Consider the following 17,261-nt stretch of genomic DNA (forward strand, 5'->3'; position numbering starts at 1 on the left):
TACCCAGAGTTACGGGTAGTTGCTAGAGTGCAGGACATGACACGGAAGGTCAAGGACGACGGCCGCTCCTCACGCTGGGATGCGCACCGCGAGACCAGGCGGGCAGAGCTGGTGGCGGCAGCCGTACGCGCCGTCGACTCGGCCGGGACTGAGGTCTCGATCGCCGACATCGCCGCGGAGGCCGGGGTCAGCAAGCCGGTGCTCTACCGCTACTTCGCCGACAAGGCCGAGCTGCACGCAGCGGTGGGGATGTGGGCGGCCCAGCAGATCCTCGACGCGGTCGTCGAGGCCGTGCTCGCTCCCGCTTCGACCCGCCAGCGCGTCGAGGCCGGGGTCGCTGCGTACGTCGAGACCATCGCCGAGCACCCCAACGTCTACCTGCTCGTGGTGCGCCAGCACACCGGCGGCACCGACCCGCTGGCGGACGGCAAGCAGCTCATCGCGGCGACCTTCGCGCGGCTGCTCGGCGACACCTTCGGCCGCCTCGGCGTCGACGCCGCCGGCGCCGAGCCGTGGGCCCACAGCCTGGTCGGGATCGGTGAGTCCGCGGGCCAGTGGTGGCTCGAGCGGCGCACCATGTCCCGCGCCGCGTTCACCCGCTATCTGAGCGAGTTCGTCTGGCATGCACTGGAGGGCACCACCGCCGAGTACGGCGTCGACCTGAGTGCCCTGGATCGCCCCGAGATCGTCACCCCACTGCGAAAGAGCCCCCGATGAGCGAGCGTCAGCGAGCGACCATAGGATCTTTCATCGGGCCGCGTCCGTATTCTGGCGCTTGCGCTACGGAGGTGGCCCGATGAGCGAGCACGAGCCCCAGCACCTCTACGACGGTCCCGCGCGCCTCGAGTCCGAGCACGGCACCTGGGAGGTCGATGTCGCGCTGCGCGGCGTCTTCCAGCCGATCGATGGTCACTTCCACTGGTACGGCCGCGTCGGCACGACCCTCGACGGCGTACGCAACGGTCAGAGCGTCACCGTCCGCACCGACCATGGCGAGGCCGAGGGGCGGCTCTCCGACATCGACCCCTGGGGGCGGTTCCGGCTCTCCGGGACGGGAAGGCCGCCGTTCTGACGCCGCGGAACCTCAGCGCACGAGCATGAGCGTCGCGGCGCCGATCCCGACGACGACGATCAGTGACCGCAGGACCGTGGCCGGCAGCCGGCGGCCGATGTGCGCCCCCACGTACCCGCCCACGACCGACCCTGCGGCCAGCAGGGCCACGGCCCGCCAGTCGAGCTCGGCGATGGCCAGGAAGATCACCGTCGCGACCACGTTCGAGGCCATCACCGCAAGGGTCTTGAGCGCGTTGACCGTACGGAACTCCAGGTCGGTGCCGAGCCCGAGCACGGCCATCATCATCACCCCGGACCCGGCGCCGAAGTAGCCGCCGTAGGCGCCGGTCAGCGTCGCGAAGACCGTGGTGAACCCGGAGATCCGCACCCGCGGCTCGGCATCGGTGGCGTGCTGGCGCAGGAAGCGGCTCAGCCGCGGCTGCACCCCCACGAGTACGCAGGTGCCCAGGATCAGCCACGGCACGACCGCCTCGAAGACCGATCCCGGCAACCACAGCAGCAGCAACGCCCCGGCGATGCTGCCGCCACCCGCGGTGAGCAGCACGGCGGCGGTCACGCCCGGATGCTCGGCCAGCTCTCGCCGGTAGCCGAAGGAGCCGCTGAGGCCGGCCGGCGTCATCCCGACCGTGTTGGAGGTGTTGGCCACGACCGGCGGGAGGCCGACCGCGACCAGGACCGGAAAGCTGAGCAGCGACGCGACGCCGACGGTGGAGGTGAGGATGCCCGCACCCAGGCCCGCGGCGAGCACGACGAGCTGGTCGACCGGCGTCATGCGTCGCGGAGCAGCGCCACGTCGCTGACCAGCATGACGTGGCCGTGCATCGCCGCCGCCGCAGCTGCAGCATCGCCGGCGGCGATCGCGTCGGCGATCTTCTGGTGGCCGGCGAGCGAGGTCTTGGGCCGGTCGGGCTGGGAGAGCGACTCGATGCGGGTCTCGCGGATCAGCTCGCTGATCTCGGACATCATCTGCTCGAGCAGAGGGGAGTGGGCGGCCTGCGTCACCGCCCGGTGGAACAGCTCGTCGCCGTGGACGCCGCGCCCGCCGCCCGTGATGTCGTCGTCCATCGTCCTCAGCGCCGCGTCGATGCGGTCCAGGTCCTCCTGCGTACGCCGCTGTGCCGCCAGCGCGGCGAGCTTCGTCTCGAGCGCGTCGCGCGCCTCGATGACGTCAGGGATCCGCTCCGCGTGCGCCCGGATCGCATCGGTGATGCGCTCGACCCGGGGCTTGTCGATCAGCACCGTGCCGTCGCCGTGGCGTACCGCGACGACGCCGATGACCTCGAGCGCGACCAGGGCCTGGCTGAGGGTCGCTCGGCTCACGCCGAGGCTGGTGGCGAGCTGTCTCTCCGGCGGCAGCCGGTCTCCGGACTTCAGGTCGTTCTCCGAGATCCAGGCCGTGATCTGCTCTGCGACCTGCTCATACAGGCGGGTTCGCTGCAGTGGACGGGGAAAGCGCGCGGACTCACTCATGGCTACAGGGTATTGACGTTCGGCCGATTGTCCTATTGGCTAGGCCACTGAGCCGATGGTGATGCGAGTCACACCGGTGCCAGACGGGGGCCAAACAGAAGGGAAGTCCGATGGGACCGGAATGGGTGGCGATCATCGCGCTGGTCGCCTTGTTCGTGGCAGGCACGTTGCTGCCGATCAACATGGGAGCGCTCGCGTACGTCGCAGCGTGGCTCGTCGGGATGTTCGCGCTGAACCTCGACGAGAAGGAGATCCTGGCCGGAGTCAGTGCCGACCTGATCCTGACGCTGATAGGCGTGACCTATCTGTTCGCGATCGCGAGGAACAACGGCACGGTCGACCTGATCGTCAGCAGTGCCGTACGCGCGGTGGGCGGCAGGGTCGCGCTGATCCCATGGGTGATGTTCGGCGTGACCGCGCTGCTGACCGCCATGGGTGCCGCCAGCCCGGCGGCCTGCGCGATCATCGGGCCGGTAGCGCTCGGGTTCGCCGGCCGCTACAAGATCAACCCGCTGATGATGGGCATGTTCGTCGTGCACGGCGCTCAGGGCGGTGGCTTCTCGCCGATCAGCATCTACGGCACGATCACCAACTCGGTCATGGTCGACAACGGCCTGCCCGCCAGCGAGATGACGATCTTCGTCGCCAGCCTGGTGGTCAACCTGATCATGGCGACCATCCTGTTCTTCTCCCTCGGCGGTCGATCGCTGATGAGCATGCGGCTCGACCCCGATGAGGCGGCCGGCGCCGCCGCCGGCGTACCGGGCGAGCTGCACGAGGGCGGCGTGACCGTCCCGGCCCGCGGCTACGGCACCCTCGCCCCGACCGGGACCAAGCCCGGCATCCGCACCGAGCAGGTCCTCACCCTGGCCGCCTTCGTGATCGTCGCCGCCGTCGCCCTGTTCTTCGACAAGAACATCGGCTTCGCCTCGATCACCGCGGCGACCGTCCTGGCCGCGCTCTCGCCCAGCCAGCACAAGGACGCCATCCGCCAGATCGCCTGGCCGACGGTGCTCCTGGTCGCCGGCGTCTCGACGTACGCCACGATCCTCAACACCGCCGGGTCGCCGGAGTTCGTGGGTGGCTGGGCGGCGAGCCTGGGCGTCGCGGCCGTCGGCGCACTCATCCTCTGCTACGTCGGCGCGGTCGTCTCCGCGTTCGCCTCCTCGACGGCGCTGCTGCCCATCATCATCCCGATCTCGGTGCCGCTGATCGCCGAGGGCGGGATCTCCGCCGCCATGTTCGTGGCCGCGCTGGCGATCTCCTCGACCATCGTCGACGTGAGCCCGTTCTCCACCAACGGAGCGCTGATGCTCGCCAACCGGCCCGACACCATCACCGAGGAGCGCTACTACAAGCAGATCCTCGGCTACAGCGTCATCGTGGTGCTCGTCGGTCCCCTCCTGGTCTGGGCCACCATGGTCCTCCCGGGCTGGTGACGCGCATGCGTGGACCACTCGACGACGTCGTCGTCCTCGACCTCTCCCGTGCTCTGGCCGGGCCGCACGCCGCGATGATGATGGGCGACCTCGGTGCCCGCGTGATCAAGGTGGAGGCGCCCGGACACGGCGACGACACCCGGGGCTGGGGCCCGCCGTTCGTGGGGGAGGAGGGGCAGCGGGAGGCGACGTACTTCCTCTCCGCCAACCGCAACAAGGAGTCGATCACCCTCGACCTCAAGGACACGGACGACAAGGACGTGCTGCTGCGCCTGGTGGACCGGGCCGACGTGCTCATCGAGAACTTCCGCACCGGAGTCCTGGACCGGCTCGGGCTCGGCATCGACGAGCTCCAGGCCCGTAACCCGCGCCTCGTCGTGCTCTCGATCACCGGGTTCGGCCACGACGGCCCCGAGGGCGGCCGGTCCGGCTACGACCAGATCGCGCAGGGCGAGGCCGGTCTGATGTCGCTCACCGGATCCGGTCCCGGCGACCCCCAACGGGTCGGCACCCCGATCGCCGATCTGCTCGCCGGGATGTACGGCGCCTACGGTCTGCTCGCCGCACTCCACGAGCGCGACCGCACCGGCCGCGGCACGGTCGTACGCACCTCGCTGCTCTCCGCCGTCGTCGGCGTCCACGGTTTCCAGGGCACCCGATGGACTGTGGCAGGCGAGGTCGGGCGAGCCCAGGGCAACCATCACCCGAGCATCTCGCCGTACGGCCTGTTCCGCTGTGCCGACGGGACCGTGCAGATCGCCGTGGGCAGCGAGGGGCTGTGGCGGAGGTTCTGCACCGCCTTCGACATCTCACCGGACCTCGAGGGCATGGCCACCAACCCCGAGCGGGCGGCCAACCGGGAGAAGGTCGTCGAGCTCGTCGAGACGCTCTTCGCGCCTTGGCCGGCCGAGGAGCTGCTCGTCAAGCTCGCCGAGGCCGGCGTCCCGGCCGGCAAGGTCCGCTCGCTGGACGAGGTCTACGCCTGGGAGCAGACCGCCAGCCAGGGCCTGCTGATCGACGTCGACCACTCGACCCTCGGCCACCTGACCCTCCCCGGGCCGCCGCTGCGCTTCTTCGCCGACGGGGCCGAGGTGACCCCCACCGACCACACCGCGCCGCCCACCCTCGACCAGCACGGTCCCGGGCTGCGTACGTGGGTGGGTGAGGGTTCCGACGAACCCGGGTAGCCGCAGGCCCTCACCAGCCGTCCGCGCCGGCGAGCGCGGGCGGCCGGAGCAGACCGCGTTCCATGGCCGCCATCAGCGCCTGGGAGCGGCTGTTGGCGCCGAGCTTGTCGTAGAGCCGGGCCACGTAGGTCTTCGCGGTCGAGTTGCTCACGTGCAGGGTGCGGGCCAGCAGCGGGATGGTCAGTCCACGCTGCAGCAGGCGCAGGACCTCCGCCTCGCGAGCGCTCAGCGGAGAGGAGTCCCGGGCGTCCCGCAGCCGGACGAGCGCGGCGGCGAGGCCGGGTGCCGTGAACGACCGTGCCGCGACCCCGGCATGCCGGATGGCGCAGACGATCTCCGTTGCCGACGCGGTCTTGGGCACGAATGCGGACACGCCGGTCTCCATGGCCCGGAACAGGACGTCGTCCTCGCCGAAGGAAGTCAGCACCACGATCCCCAGCTCGGGGAAGCGGTCACGCAGCTCGCGCGCGAGCGCGAGCCCGTTGCGGTCGGGCAGGCTGACGTCCACGGTGACGACGTCGGGCATCAGCTCCCCGACCAGCGCGACCGCCTCGGCCGCGCTGCTCGCCTCACCGATGATCTCGATGTCCTGTTGTTGGTGCATCAGCTGTGACAGTCCGAATCGGTGCAGCGTGTGCCCGTCGACCGTCACGAGTCGAATCGTCATGAGGCCCTCCCCGTCCTACGTGATCGCGACAAGAACAAGGAAGCCATGCCAAGGGTGCGAATCCGAGTGCAAACCGGTTGCAGGACGGTTGCAGAGACCAACTGGGCACCGTCACACGGGACTACCCGCTGAACATCTTCAGGATCGACAGGACCGCGGGTCCGAGGACGACGATGAACAGCGCCGGGAAGATGCAGAACATCATCGGGAAGAGGATCTTGACGGGGAGCTTCTGGGCCTTCTCCTCGGCGAGCTGACGGTGCTTGGTCCGCATCTCCTTCGACTGCTCGTGCAGGACCTGGCCGGTCGGGACGCCGAGGTCGGACGCCTGGACCATCGCGGAGACGAACGCCCGCAGCTCGACCACGGTCGTCCGGTCCGCGAGCGCCCGGAGGGCCTCGACCCGCGACTTGCCGAGCTGCATCTCCTGCAGCATCCGCACGCATTCCGCTGCCATCGGGCCTTGCGTGTTCCGCGCGACCTGGGCCAGCGCGGCGTCGAACCCGAGCCCCGCCTCGACGCACACGGTCAGCATGTCCAGTGTGTTCGGCAGCTGCTTGCGCATCACGGCCTGGCGCTTGGATCCTGCGTTGTAGAGGAGGAGATCGGGGAGGAAGAACCCGACGGGCGCGCCGAGCAGACCGAAGCCGACCACCGCGACCACCGCGACCCCCGACCGAGACCCGAGCAGCGCTCCGAGCGCTGCTCCGGCGATCAGCCCCAGCCCCTTGTAGGCGAGCACCTTCTCCACCGGCCAGCCACGCGGGCTGCCCGCGAGGCTGAGCCGGCGGCTGATCGAAGCCGGCACTCCGGCCGGCGACAGCTTCGCGGCGAGCTGTCCCAGCCGGACCAGCAGGGTCGGTAGCCCGACTCCGACGCCACCGGGCACGCTGCCCGGCTGCCCGCTTCCGTAGTAGAGCTCGATCGACTCGAGCCCGTTGGTCACCCGCCGGTTCGCGGGCCCCCACGTCATCGACAGACCGATGGCGCCGAGTGCGATCGCGACAGCCAGGGCCGCGACACCGAGTGTCAGCACGCTCATTCCTCCACCTTGATCAGCTGGTTCATCCAGAACCAGCCCACGGACAGGCTCCCCACACCGATGACGATCAGCACCCAGCCGAGCGGCGTGGTGTAGAGCGGTGCGATGTACTCGCGGCTGCTGAGCAGCATCCAGCCGGCGAGCAGGATCGGGAGCGCGATCAGGACGTACGCCGACATCCGGCCCTCGGCCGAGAGCGCCTTGACCTGTCGGCGCAGATTCGCCCGCTCTCGCATGGTCCCGGCCGTCGTCTCGAGGAGCCCGGCCAGGTTGCCGCCGACCTCACGCTGGATCCGGATCGCCATCACGACCCAGGCGAAGTCGGCGGACCTCATCCGCCCGGCCGCCTTGTCCAGCGCGTCCTCCACCGACATGCCGAGCCGCGTCCTGGCGAGGGCGCGGGCGAGCTCGTCGGCGATCGGTGCGGTGCCGTCGCGCACCACCCCGTCGAGCGCCTGCGGCAGCGAGAAGCCGGTGCGGAGGGCGGAGACCAGGAGGTTCAGCGTGTCCGGGAGCTGCTCCGCGAACGCTCCGCGCCGACGGGAGATGCGGAACCTCAGGTAGGACCGGGTGGCGAACCAGACGAGCACGGCCACGGGCACGGCCACGTACCAGGCCGCCCCGATGATCATGCTGACCACAGCCAGGGCGATGCTCGCACCGGCGCGGACGACCAGCCACTCCGAGGGCTTCAACGACATTCCCGCGAGGTCGAGGTCGGTGGCGATCTGTTCGCGCCGGCCCCGCGAGCTGAGGATGAGCTCGCTGAAGGTGAGCGCGTGCCGCAGCGGCGAGGTCCAGACGTCCTCGCCCGGGGGAGCCGCTCCGGCCCCGGCCACGCGATAGCGCGCCAGGATGGCGAGGCCCCGCTCGCGTCGACGGTCCCGGCGCAACGGACCGAGCATCGCGAACGCCCCGCCGGCCAGCCCCGCGAAGAGCGCGACGATACCCACCGACAGCAGCCACCCGGGCGGCACCGCGGCCGGCGCTGCCGCCCGCGGTGCGGGCACCAGCTCCGCGGCCCGGCCCTGCGTCTCCTCCGCCGTCAGCAGCCGCCCACCTGTGCGCTCGACCAGCTGTGCGCGCGCGTCTGAGGCCGGGACCGCGTCGAGGGCCCCCACGTCGAGGGTGATCCCGTACTTCCGCAGAAGTGCCTGGGCCTCCTGGAGCGTCCGCTTGCTGTCGGTGTCCTCGCCGTCGGTCAGCAGCAGCATCTTGCGAGTGCCGGGTGACTTGGCGAGCGTCTGCGCGCCCAGAGTGATGGCGTCGTAGAGATAGGTGCTGCCCTGAGCCTGCGCAGCCCGCACCTCGGCGTCGACGCGATCCCGGTCGACGGTGGGCGAGACCGCCAGCCGAGGTGGACCCGAGAAGGTCACCAGTCCTGCGGGGATGTCGTCGGGCAGGGCGTCGAGGTAGCGCTCGGCCGCCTTCTGCGCCGATGCCAACCGCTCGCCCTGCATGGATCCGCTCGCGTCGAGCAGGATGACGACCGAGGCTCCGCCCGGCTGTGCGTCGACCGCGGCGGCAGCAGCAGCGGGCGTCGCGAGGGACACCAACAGCGCGAGCGCAGCACCGAGCATCGCCCGTCGGCCGGGCCGTACCACCGCTCGGGCGGTTCTGTCCCGATTCACCGCTGGCCCTCGAACTCGCCGAGCCGCTCGGGCATGACGATGCCGAAGTGCTCGAGCCGGTCGGAGAAGCTCGGCCGCAGTCCGGTCGAGCGCAGCGTCCCTCGGAACCGGCCGTGCTCGTCGACCCCGGCACCGAAGTCGAACGTGAACAGGTCCTGCAGGGTCAGCACATCGCCCTCCATCCCGGTCACCTCGGTGATGTGGGTGATCCTTCGGGTGCCGTCCTTGAGGCGAGCCTGCTGGATGATCAGGTCGATTCCTGAGGCGATCTGCTCCCGGATCGCGCGGCTCGGCAGGTCGATGCCCGCCATCAGGACCATCGTCTCCAGGCGCGAGGCCGTGTCGCGTGGCGAGTTGGCGTGCACGGTCGTCAGCGACCCGTCGTGGCCGGTGTTCATCGCCTGGAGCATGTCGAGGGCCGCGCCGTCGCGTACCTCACCGACGACGATCCGCTCGGGTCGCATCCGTAGCGCGTTGCGGACCAGGTTGCGGATCGTGATCTCGCCGCGGCCCTCGGTGTTGGACGGCCGCGACTCCAGCCGCACGACGTGGTCCTGGCGCAGCTGCAGCTCCGCCGCGTCCTCGATGGTCACGATGCGCTCGTCGTGCGGAAGGAACGACGACAGTACGTTGAGCGTGGTCGTCTTCCCCGAGCCGGTGCCGCCGCTGACGATGATGTTCAGCCGGCCCCGCACGCAGGCCGAGAGCAGGTCGGCGACCGGCCTGGTCATCGTGCCGAACCTGATCAGGTCCGCGACCGTGAACGGGTCGGCGGAGAACTTCCGGATGGTCAGGCTCGACCCGTCGAGCGCGATGGGGGACACGACGGCGTTGACCCGGCTGCCATCGGCCAGTCGGGCGTCGACCATGGGGCTGGCCTCGTCCACGCGCCGCCCGACCCGCGCGACGATCTTGTCGATGACGCGCCGCAGGTGGTTCTCGTCGGCGAACGCCGCAGCCACCGGGGACAGGCGGCCCGAGCGCTCCACGTAGATCCGGTCCGGGCCGTTGACCATGATCTCGGTGATCCCGGGGTCCCGCAGCAGCGGCTCGAGCGGGCCGTGACCGAGGATCTCGTTCCCGACCTCCTCGGCGAGACGGACGCGGTCCGCGGCGGTCAGCGGCGTGTCCTCCCGCTCCAGCACGCTCTTGACCGTCACCCGCACCCGCTGCGCCAGGTCGTCCTCGGCCAGCTGGTCGGCGTACAGGCTCGGCCCGAGCTCCTCGAGCAGGTTGTCGTGCACGCTCCGCTTGAGCTCGGCGAACGGGTCGGTGTGGCGGGCGGCGCGCGCGGCCGGCTCGACGGGCTCGGCCTCTGCCGGCGCGACCTGTGCCGTGGCCGGCTCCCGGCCCGGCCGTTGCTCGGCAAGGCGGTCGCTCAGTCGCATGCTCATGCCTCTCTCCCGCTTCGAGAGCCGACGGCACGCCACCGCCGAGGCTGGGCCTTGGGCGCCTGCACCTGGGGCACCTGCGGGCCGTCCAGGCGCTGAGCGCCGAACTTCTGGATCGCGAGGCTGACGCGGTGCGACGGTTTCTCGGCCGCGATCGGAACACCGCGGTTGAAGGAGGCGGCGACCTCGAGATTGTTGGGAATCCTGGCCGCGAGCTGGCTGCGCAGTGCCTGCTCGACGTCGCCAGCCGTGATCCCGACCCGATCGTCCTCGCGGTTGAGGACGATGCTGCGGGTCGCCTTGGGGTACGAGAGCAGGTCGAGCATGTCGAGGGTGAGCCGGAGATTCTTCATCGCCGCCAGGTCCGGCGTCGTCAGCAGCACATGGTGGTCGCTCCCGTCGAGCGCGCGGAGCACGTGCTCGTTGAACTGCGGCGGCGTGTCCACCACGACGTAGTCGAACATCCCGCGCAGCACGCCGAGCAGGTCGTCGATCACGGCAGCCGGAAGCTTCTCGGCGTCGCCGGGCTCCACCGGGGCGAGCACACACTCCAGACCGGGGCGGAAGCTGGTGAGCAGGCCGGCCACACCGGTCGCGTCCATGTTCTCGCCCATCGCGACGGCGTCCACCAGGGTCCGCTTGGGCTCGAGCTGAAGCGAGATCGCGATGTCACCGAAGGCGAGGTCGAGGTCGACCAAGCACACTCGGCGGGCGCCGTTGGCGTGCAGCGTGACCGCCAGGTTCGTGGCCAGCGTCGTCTTGCCGCAGCCACCTTTGGCGCTGAAGACCGTGATGACCTTCCCCTCGCTGGCCGTTGCTGCCTCCGCGGGCAGCAGGATCGACTCCGAGAGCCGGCGGGAGCGTCGGCAGGCGTCCGCGAGCCCCGGCAGGTCGCCGGTGGCGACGAGCTCGCGGATACCGGCCTGCATCGCGTACGCATAGGTCTCGACGTCGAGCACGGGGCGGATCACCACGACGCCGACGAGCGGTCGCGTCAGACGCAGATCGGTCGCGAAGCCGGCGGCCTCCTCGAAGGCGATCTCCGGCCCGACGACGACGAGTCTCTCGGTCGGGAGCTGCTCGAGCAGCTCCCGGACCCGGGGCAGGGTGGCGGCGGTCAGGACGGTGCCGAGGGCGGCGACCAGGTCGTCGCCGGGCTGGGACGGGGTGCAGAGGATGGTCATGTCGCTGTCTCACTCAACTCTCGGTGCGGGTCATGGATCGGGTGTCGGCGCCGCGGCCGGGCTTGACCTTGGACGTGTCGGACAGCAGCGCGAGGTGGAGCGAGCCGGTCTCGGAACGGAGGATCAGCCGCTCCGCGTCGTGCTGGTCGACGGCCATGGTGACCAGCACGCCGACCTGCTGGCCGCCGGCCGCGGCGGCATCTTTGGCCGACGCTGCGTCCTTGACCGGAGCGCCGCCGATGGCGAGCACCTCGACACGGGGCAGCAGCAGGCGGGTGATCTGGATGTCCCCGCGCTTCTTGGGGAGGCCGTCGCCGGTGGGCCGGCCCTGCGCGTTGCCTTCTGTGTAGGTGTCGAACACCGCCACCTCGGAGCCGGTCTTCACGTACCCCGCGACGTCCTGGGTCGCACCGAGCGAGACGGTGACGGCGACCATGCCGTCCGGGACGGTCAGACCCGACGGGTTGGGCCGGTTCTTGTCGAACATCGAGCGCAGCACGAGCTGGCCGGGCGCGATGTCCGCGACGGCGACCAGCCGCGCGAGGTCCGCAGGGATCTCGCTCAGTACGCCCGCGGGCACGGTGTCGGCCGGCATGTGCTCGGTCCGCAGCAGGCCGGTGTCGACGGCCTTCCCGGCCTCGGTGCCGGCCGGAACCGCCTGATCGGCGATGAGCACGGTCACGGCCTGCTTCCCGGCCATCGCGCGGGCATCCGCGCCTCGGACGTACCAGAAGACCGACATGGTGCCCACCACCGCGAGCAGCAGCGCAAGGCCCAGGACGAGGACGGAACGTTTCATGGTGTGTCTCTTCTCTTTCGTTGCTCAGCCGATGACCTGGACCGTCGTGGCGCCCATGTCCGGCCCGCCGAGCACGGTGTCTGCCGCGGTGACGAGGTCTTTGGTGAAGTAGCCGAAGACGCACTTGGCCGCGCTGGAGGCGGAGGAGCACTTCTTCCGTCCGGTCAGGGTCGAGGTCGCCTTGAAGCCCGCCAGGTCGTAGCCCGTGACCACGAACGCCGCGAACCCGTGCATCTGGTAGGTGGCGTTGCTTCCGGTTCCCTGGGCGACGTCGAAGATCGGGATCATGATGGGTTCCCCGGTGGTCTGTGCCACCGACAGCAGCTGCTCGCACGTCGACCCCGACACGCCGGGGTCCGCCGAGAACGACCCGTCGATGTCGACGTCGACCTCGCAGTCGCTGTTGGCCAGCCAGCCGAAGCCGCCGGGAAGGTCTCCGCCCGAGGGGCTGCCGGGGCAGGGGATCGGATCGCCGCGGTCCGCCTTGACGGACAGGACGCGCTCATAGCTCGGGTCCGCGGGGGCCGGTGGTGCCGGCGCGAAGTCGACGCCGTCTCCGGTGGCGTACTGCCACTCGCAGAACGAGATCGTCAGCGGGAGCGTGACGGCAGCCCTCGGGCCGCCCCAAGCAGCACGGGCGCAGGCGAGCACGCCACGACCGTTGTAGTCGTCGCCGCGCAGGATCTTGCCGAACGCCGGGGGCAGCACCCTCGAGTCGTCGTCCTGCCGGGTGGTGGTACGGACCTCGACGAAGTTGCCCGGTGCCGGCGGCCGGCTACCGAGACACGCGCTGGGCGCCGCGTCGTCGGCCGGGCACGGCGTCAGGAACCCGGCGGCCGTGTGTCCGCACACGAGGCTCGCATCGGCCTTGCCATCGCTCGCGTCGTTCTCCCCGGCCAGCTCGGTGGCGATCTGCTGGACGTCCGGGGCGCAGCCGTCGGCGTCCCCGCAGTCCTGGGCGAGCGCGAGTGCTGCCGCGTCGGCACCGTTCTGGAGCTCTGCCCGCTCGACGTAGAGCATGCCGGTGTCGACGACCAGGGCGCCGATGCCGAGCAGCAGTCCGAGGCCGAGCACGATCGCCACCAAGGTCGACACCGCTCCGCGGTCGTCACCTCGCCGCCCGGTGCGGTCGATGGTGCGGTCGATGATGCGGTTGATGGTGCGATTGATCAGCCGAGGCATCGCATGACTCCTCTACCGGTGAGCTGTACCGACGATCCGATGCCGCCGCCGAACATGTCGGCGATGCTCCCGATCGGGGTGGCGAAGGTGAAGTTCTGGTTCGCGAGGACGACCGCATCGTCGGTCGGCCCCGGATTCGCCGGGCAGGCCGTGACCGAGACGGTCACGCCGCTCAGCGGCTCGGCGGCGGCACGCGCCCTGTCCGCGGCGCCCGGCTGTTGAAGAGCAGCCAGACGTACGCCTTCACGAGCTGCCTGGGTGAGCGCGATCTGCGCGTTCAGGGCCCGGCCGAAGTCGATGAGCCCGAACAGCACGAGCAGCAGCAGCGGCAGCACGAGCGCGAACTCGACCGCGGCGGCGCCGCGGTCGGCCCGGTCGGGGCGGCTGAGGATGCGTGACATTCGGGTTTCCTTTGACGTGAGGGGTGAGAAGAGTCGAGAGGGCCGACCGGCGGTCGGCCCTCTCGACCAGGCGACTTACGCGGCGGCTCCGCCGGGCAGGGCATTGAGCACGGTGACGAACAGCGCGTTCAGCCGAGGGCCGAGGAGCAGGAGGGTCGCGACGATGGCGACCGCGATCAGGCCGACGAGCAGGCCGTACTCGACAGCGGTGGCGCCGCGGTCGCGGTCCGACGACGTACGGGCGTGGATCCAGGCCGAGAACTGAGTGAAGAGCGAGAGCATGTGAGACTCCTTGTGGATTGACGGTGAAGTGAGTGCCCGACTCGGGCTCCGGGCGTCCCGTAGCCACCCGATGTCTTCACGATCCCGGTTCTCGTGCGGACGCTGTAGCGGGCGAACGGCCATGGTTGGCCGGGGGCCGGACGACCCGTTGTCGTCTCGTGTCGGGCGTTCGGACGACACCCGTCGGGCGCCGACAGACGGTCGGCCATTTCTGCTTCCGCACCCTGGGCCGGGCCGCCGCGCTGGCTTACCGTCGAGGCGTGTACCTGGTGATGACGCTGTGATGGCATCGGTCATGGTGATGGCCGGCTCCGCGGCCGGGGCGCTGCTCGCGCCCTGGCTGCGGGCGCTGGCGTTCCGTCTGTCGGTCCCGTCGGGAGAACCCGATCGGACCCGGTGCCTCGGCTGCGACCGCGAGCTGGTGTCCGACCGGCATCGGCACTCGCTCCTCTCGCCGACCGGCCGCTGTCCCGGCTGCGGGCATCGGATCGGGCCACCGGCCGGCACCATGGAGCTCGCCGCGGCCGCGCTCACCGGTGCCGTCGCGGGCGCGATCGGCCCGCGCCCCGAGCTGCTCGCGTTCGCCTTCCTGGCGCTGCTGGCCGTCCCGCTCGCGTTCATCGACATCGCGGTGCATCGGTTGCCCGATCGGCTGACGCTGCCGGCGTACCCGATCCTCGTGGGCCTGCTCACCGTCGCGGCGCTCGCCGCCGGCGAGCCGCACCGGATCGCCGGCGTCCTCATCGGCGGGCTGGTGGCCGGCGTGGGCTACCTCGCGCTGGTGCTGATCCGCCCCGACCAGCTCGGCCTCGGGGACGCGAAGCTCGCCGGCCTGCTCGGCCTCGCACTCGGGTGGTGGGGGCTGTCCGCGGTCGTGCTGGCGTGCGCGCTGGCGTTCGTGCTCTCCGGGATCCTCGGGCTGGCTCTGTTGGTGACCAGGCGGGCGAGCCTCGACTCGGACCTGCCGCTGGGGCCGTTCCTGGTGGCCGGCGCCTTCGCGGTGCTGCTCGGGTCGACCGGCTGGTAGTCCGCGCCGATCACTGGCCTCAGCACAGCCTCGCGGCACCCTGATCTTGCGTCTGCCTCTGCGCATTTCCGTCGTTTTGTGGCACCTTAGATGAGGGGAGGGTCAGTAGAAGGGGGTCGCAAGACGGAACCATCAGCTGAGCACGCGGACACCAGCGCGAACCCGGACGCCCTTTCCGATCTCGTCGATCGCGCCACGGTCCTGCTCCACGATGCTGCGGCGGACTCGGACGACGTTGCGGAGTTCGTCGAGGATGTCGCGCGTCTCGATCCCGGCGCCGTGCTCCGGGAAGCTGGTCTCGGTGATGAGCCGTACTCGTCCCTGGTGAAGCATGCGCGGTCGGTCGTGGTGCGGATCGGCCTCGACGGGACCTGGTCGGTGCTCTCCGATGCGATCATCGATGCGCTCGGCTATTCACCCGACATCGAGCTGCCCTCGGGTCTGCGGGACGCGGTGCACCCGGACGACGTTGACACCGCCGCAGCCGCGCTGCGTGCGGTCCGCGCCCGCGAGCTTCCGGCGGCCCGGACCGACATCAGGGTGCTCGCCGCCGACGGCCGATGGCGGGAGATGGACACCGTCTTCTACGACATGACCGACGTGACGGGAGTGCGGGCCGTGATGGCGTACGCGCTCGACGTGACCGATCAGCGGGTCGCCGAGCGCCGATCCAGGATCGAAGGGAAACGGCTTCGGGCACTCGTCCGGCAGCTCGATGCGGCCGTGGTGGTGGAGGACGAGGACGGCCGGACGGTGCTGGCCAACGACACCTTCGCGCGCATCTTCGGGCGTTCGAGCGCCGAGGCTTGGGGAGACGTCGAGCGCTCGGAGGTGCTCGGCGCCGTGGCCAGCCGCTGCCGCGAACGGGCCACGGTGCGCGCCCAGCTCGACGACGTCGCGACCCTCCGCAAGATGTGCCTGGGCTACGGCCTCGAGCTCATGAACGGCCGCAGCCTGAGCCTGGACTTCGTGCCGATCCGTGACGGCGACACCGACCTGGGCGCGCTGTGGTACTTCCGAGACGTCACCGAGATCACCACGACCCAGCACGAGCTCCGCGAGCGCAACCGCGTGCTGACCGAGGCGGCGGAGCTGAAGAACCACTTCGTGGCCGCCGTCTCCCACGAGCTCCGTACGCCGCTGACGGCGGTGGCCAGCTTCACCGACATCCTGGGCGACGCGGCCTCCGGTTCGCTCACCGATCGCCAGCGGACGGCGCTCGACGCGATCGCACGCAATGCGGAGCGGCTGACGAGGCTGGTCGACGACCTGCAGCTGATCACCCAGCTCGAGCGGCACACCCTGCCGATCCACGAGTCACCCGTCGACGTGTCCGAGCTCGTGCAGCTCGCGGTCGATGACCACCGGCCCGCGGCGGACAGTGGCCAGGTGACACTGACCGCCGATATCGCCGACGGCCCGCCGCTCGACGCCGACCCGACCCGACTGCGCCAGGTGCTCGACAACCTGTTGAGCAACGCCGTGAAGTTCACCATGCCCCGCGGCTCGGTCACGGTCCGGGCCGGATGTGCGGGGTCGAGATGGGTGATCGAGGTGGCCGACACCGGCATCGGCATCCCGGACGACGAGGTTCCCGCCATCACCGACACCTTCATCCGCGGCTCGAACGCCGTGCGGAGACGGTTGTCGGGCAGCGGACTCGGCCTGGCGATCTGCAAGACGATCGTCGAGCTGCACCACGGATCGTTCACGGTCGAGAGCGTCGAGGACCGCGGCACGACGGTGCGAGTCGCGGTGCCGCTGGATCGGGAGCTCCGGTGACCAGGATCCTCGCCATCGAGGACGAGCCGGACGTCGCGCTCGCCCTGCGGATGCTCTTCGAACGCGGCGGGTACGGCTTCGAGCTGGCGACCGACGGACGGGTCGGGCTCCGCAAGGTGCACGACGTACGGCCGGACCTGGTGATCCTGGATGTGGGTCTGCCCGCGATGGACGGCTGGACCGTGCTCGATCGGGTGCGCGACTTCGCCGACGTACCGATCCTGATGCTGACCGCCCACAGCGAGGAGTCGGAGAAGGTACGCGGCCTCCGCAGCGGCGCCGACGACTACCTCACCAAGCCGTTCAACAACAACGAGCTCCTGGCGCGGGTCGAGGCGCTGCTGCGTCGGGCGCGGTCGGCGGGGCGAGGTGACGAACGTACCGGGTCGGGGGTGTACGACGACGGTGTCGTCCGCGTCGACCTCCGGATCCGGCGGGTCGAGGTCGACGGACGGCCGGTCGACCTCACCCGCACCGAGTTCCGACTGCTCAGCGTGCTGGTCCAGCACGCCGGTGCCGTGCTCTCGCCGAGACAGCTGCTGGAGCAGGTGTGGAACGACCCGACCGGGATCGCGCCCGAGCGGGTCAAGTTCGCGGTCCTTCGGCTGCGTCGCAAGCTCGGCTGGTCCGGGGACTCCTCGCCGATATCGGCGTTGCGCGGTGTCGGCTACCGCTACCGGCCCCACACCTGACCTGCGGACGG

19 protein-coding genes are annotated in these 17,261 nt (G+C 70.5%); 7 read left to right on the forward strand and 12 right to left on the reverse strand.

Features of this window, described 5'->3' with window-relative positions; all coding sequences use genetic code 11:
- Positions 1-36: 36 nt before the first annotated feature.
- Together ACW14X_RS00530 and ACW14X_RS00535 are read left to right on the forward strand one after the other, a co-directional pair.
- Positions 37-717 carry a TetR/AcrR family transcriptional regulator gene (locus tag ACW14X_RS00530; protein ID WP_350841343.1) on the forward strand — a complete coding sequence of 227 codons (681 nt, stop codon included), beginning with the start codon at positions 37-39 and terminating at the stop codon, positions 715-717.
- A gap of 79 nt (positions 718-796) precedes the next feature.
- Positions 797-1,072, forward strand: a complete 276-nt coding sequence (locus tag ACW14X_RS00535) for a DUF4873 domain-containing protein (protein ID WP_350841342.1) — start codon at positions 797-799, stop codon at positions 1,070-1,072.
- A 12-nt stretch (positions 1,073-1,084) separates the two neighbouring features.
- Here the strand turns inward: ACW14X_RS00535 and ACW14X_RS00540 are convergent, their stop codons facing one another.
- Positions 1,085-1,846, reverse strand: coding sequence for a sulfite exporter TauE/SafE family protein (locus tag ACW14X_RS00540; protein WP_350841341.1), 762 nt, complete (start codon positions 1,844-1,846; stop codon positions 1,085-1,087).
- A complete protein-coding gene (locus tag ACW14X_RS00545; protein ID WP_160023409.1) occupies positions 1,843-2,544 on the reverse strand; it encodes a FadR/GntR family transcriptional regulator in 702 nt (233 codons plus the stop codon). Before ACW14X_RS00545 ends, ACW14X_RS00540 begins: the two co-directional genes overlap by 4 nt.
- Positions 2,545-2,654: 110 nt before the next feature.
- On the opposite strand from ACW14X_RS00545, the gene ACW14X_RS00550 reads away from it, so the two are divergent.
- Both ACW14X_RS00550 and ACW14X_RS00555 read left to right on the forward strand, forming a co-directional pair.
- Positions 2,655-3,983: an SLC13 family permease gene (locus ACW14X_RS00550; protein WP_457164331.1), complete on the forward strand. Its 1,329-nt coding sequence runs from the start codon at positions 2,655-2,657 to the stop codon at positions 3,981-3,983.
- Positions 3,984-3,988: 5 nt separating this feature from the next.
- Entirely contained in the window at positions 3,989-5,170 is a 1,182-nt protein-coding gene (locus ACW14X_RS00555; protein WP_457164332.1) for a CaiB/BaiF CoA transferase family protein, read from the forward strand.
- Between the two features lie 10 nt (positions 5,171-5,180).
- Here the strand turns inward: ACW14X_RS00555 and ACW14X_RS00560 are convergent, their stop codons facing one another.
- The 9 genes from ACW14X_RS00560 to ACW14X_RS00600 all read right to left on the reverse strand — a co-directional run bounded on the left by ACW14X_RS00560 (position 5,181) and on the right by ACW14X_RS00600 (position 13,749).
- The gene (locus tag ACW14X_RS00560) at positions 5,181-5,837 is read right to left on the reverse strand and encodes a response regulator transcription factor (protein WP_160023415.1); all 657 of its coding nucleotides are present in this window, start codon (positions 5,835-5,837) and stop codon (positions 5,181-5,183) included.
- A gap of 121 nt (positions 5,838-5,958) precedes the next feature.
- On the reverse strand, positions 5,959-6,879 hold the full coding sequence (locus ACW14X_RS00565; protein ID WP_457164333.1) for a type II secretion system F family protein: 921 nt from the start codon (positions 6,877-6,879) through the stop codon (positions 5,959-5,961).
- A complete protein-coding gene (locus ACW14X_RS00570) occupies positions 6,876-8,510 on the reverse strand; it encodes a type II secretion system F family protein (RefSeq protein WP_457164334.1) in 1,635 nt (544 codons plus the stop codon). Before ACW14X_RS00570 ends, ACW14X_RS00565 begins: the two co-directional genes overlap by 4 nt.
- Positions 8,507-9,904: a CpaF family protein gene (locus ACW14X_RS00575; RefSeq protein ID WP_457164335.1), complete on the reverse strand. Its 1,398-nt coding sequence runs from the start codon at positions 9,902-9,904 to the stop codon at positions 8,507-8,509. Before ACW14X_RS00575 ends, ACW14X_RS00570 begins: the two co-directional genes overlap by 4 nt.
- Entirely contained in the window at positions 9,901-11,085 is a 1,185-nt protein-coding gene (locus tag ACW14X_RS00580) for an AAA family ATPase (RefSeq protein ID WP_457164336.1), read from the reverse strand. Before ACW14X_RS00580 ends, ACW14X_RS00575 begins: the two co-directional genes overlap by 4 nt.
- A gap of 13 nt (positions 11,086-11,098) precedes the next feature.
- Positions 11,099-11,884 (reverse strand): Flp pilus assembly protein CpaB, encoded by a 786-nt coding sequence (gene cpaB, locus ACW14X_RS00585; RefSeq protein WP_457164337.1) that lies wholly within the window; start codon positions 11,882-11,884, stop codon positions 11,099-11,101.
- 24 nt (positions 11,885-11,908) lie between these two features.
- Complete coding sequence (locus tag ACW14X_RS00590; protein ID WP_457164338.1) at positions 11,909-13,066, reverse strand: pilus assembly protein TadG-related protein; 1,158 nt, start codon at positions 13,064-13,066, stop codon at positions 11,909-11,911.
- Positions 13,054-13,467: a TadE/TadG family type IV pilus assembly protein gene (locus tag ACW14X_RS00595; protein WP_160023427.1), complete on the reverse strand. Its 414-nt coding sequence runs from the start codon at positions 13,465-13,467 to the stop codon at positions 13,054-13,056. Before ACW14X_RS00595 ends, ACW14X_RS00590 begins: the two co-directional genes overlap by 13 nt.
- Before the next feature lie 75 nt (positions 13,468-13,542).
- Positions 13,543-13,749, reverse strand: coding sequence for a Flp family type IVb pilin (locus ACW14X_RS00600; RefSeq protein WP_160023429.1), 207 nt, complete (start codon positions 13,747-13,749; stop codon positions 13,543-13,545).
- 283 nt (positions 13,750-14,032) lie between these two features.
- Here ACW14X_RS00600 and ACW14X_RS00605 point away from each other — a divergent pair, with 283 nt between their 5' ends.
- The gene (locus ACW14X_RS00605) at positions 14,033-14,776 is read left to right on the forward strand and encodes a prepilin peptidase (RefSeq protein ID WP_457164339.1); all 744 of its coding nucleotides are present in this window, start codon (positions 14,033-14,035) and stop codon (positions 14,774-14,776) included.
- A gap of 132 nt (positions 14,777-14,908) precedes the next feature.
- Here the strand turns inward: ACW14X_RS00605 and ACW14X_RS00610 are convergent, their stop codons facing one another.
- Positions 14,909-15,109, reverse strand: coding sequence for a hypothetical protein (locus ACW14X_RS00610; RefSeq protein ID WP_457164340.1), 201 nt, complete (start codon positions 15,107-15,109; stop codon positions 14,909-14,911).
- Between ACW14X_RS00610 and ACW14X_RS00615 the strand changes: the two genes are divergently transcribed.
- Complete coding sequence (locus ACW14X_RS00615; protein ID WP_457164341.1) at positions 15,101-16,558, forward strand: ATP-binding protein; 1,458 nt, start codon at positions 15,101-15,103, stop codon at positions 16,556-16,558. The genes ACW14X_RS00610 and ACW14X_RS00615 overlap by 9 nt on opposite strands.
- Entirely contained in the window at positions 16,555-17,250 is a 696-nt protein-coding gene (locus ACW14X_RS00620) for a response regulator transcription factor (RefSeq protein WP_457164342.1), read from the forward strand. The genes ACW14X_RS00615 and ACW14X_RS00620 overlap by 4 nt, the downstream gene beginning before the upstream one ends.
- Positions 17,251-17,261 lie beyond the last annotated feature (11 nt).

Source organism: Nocardioides sp. YJ-D4 (assembly GCF_054031495.1).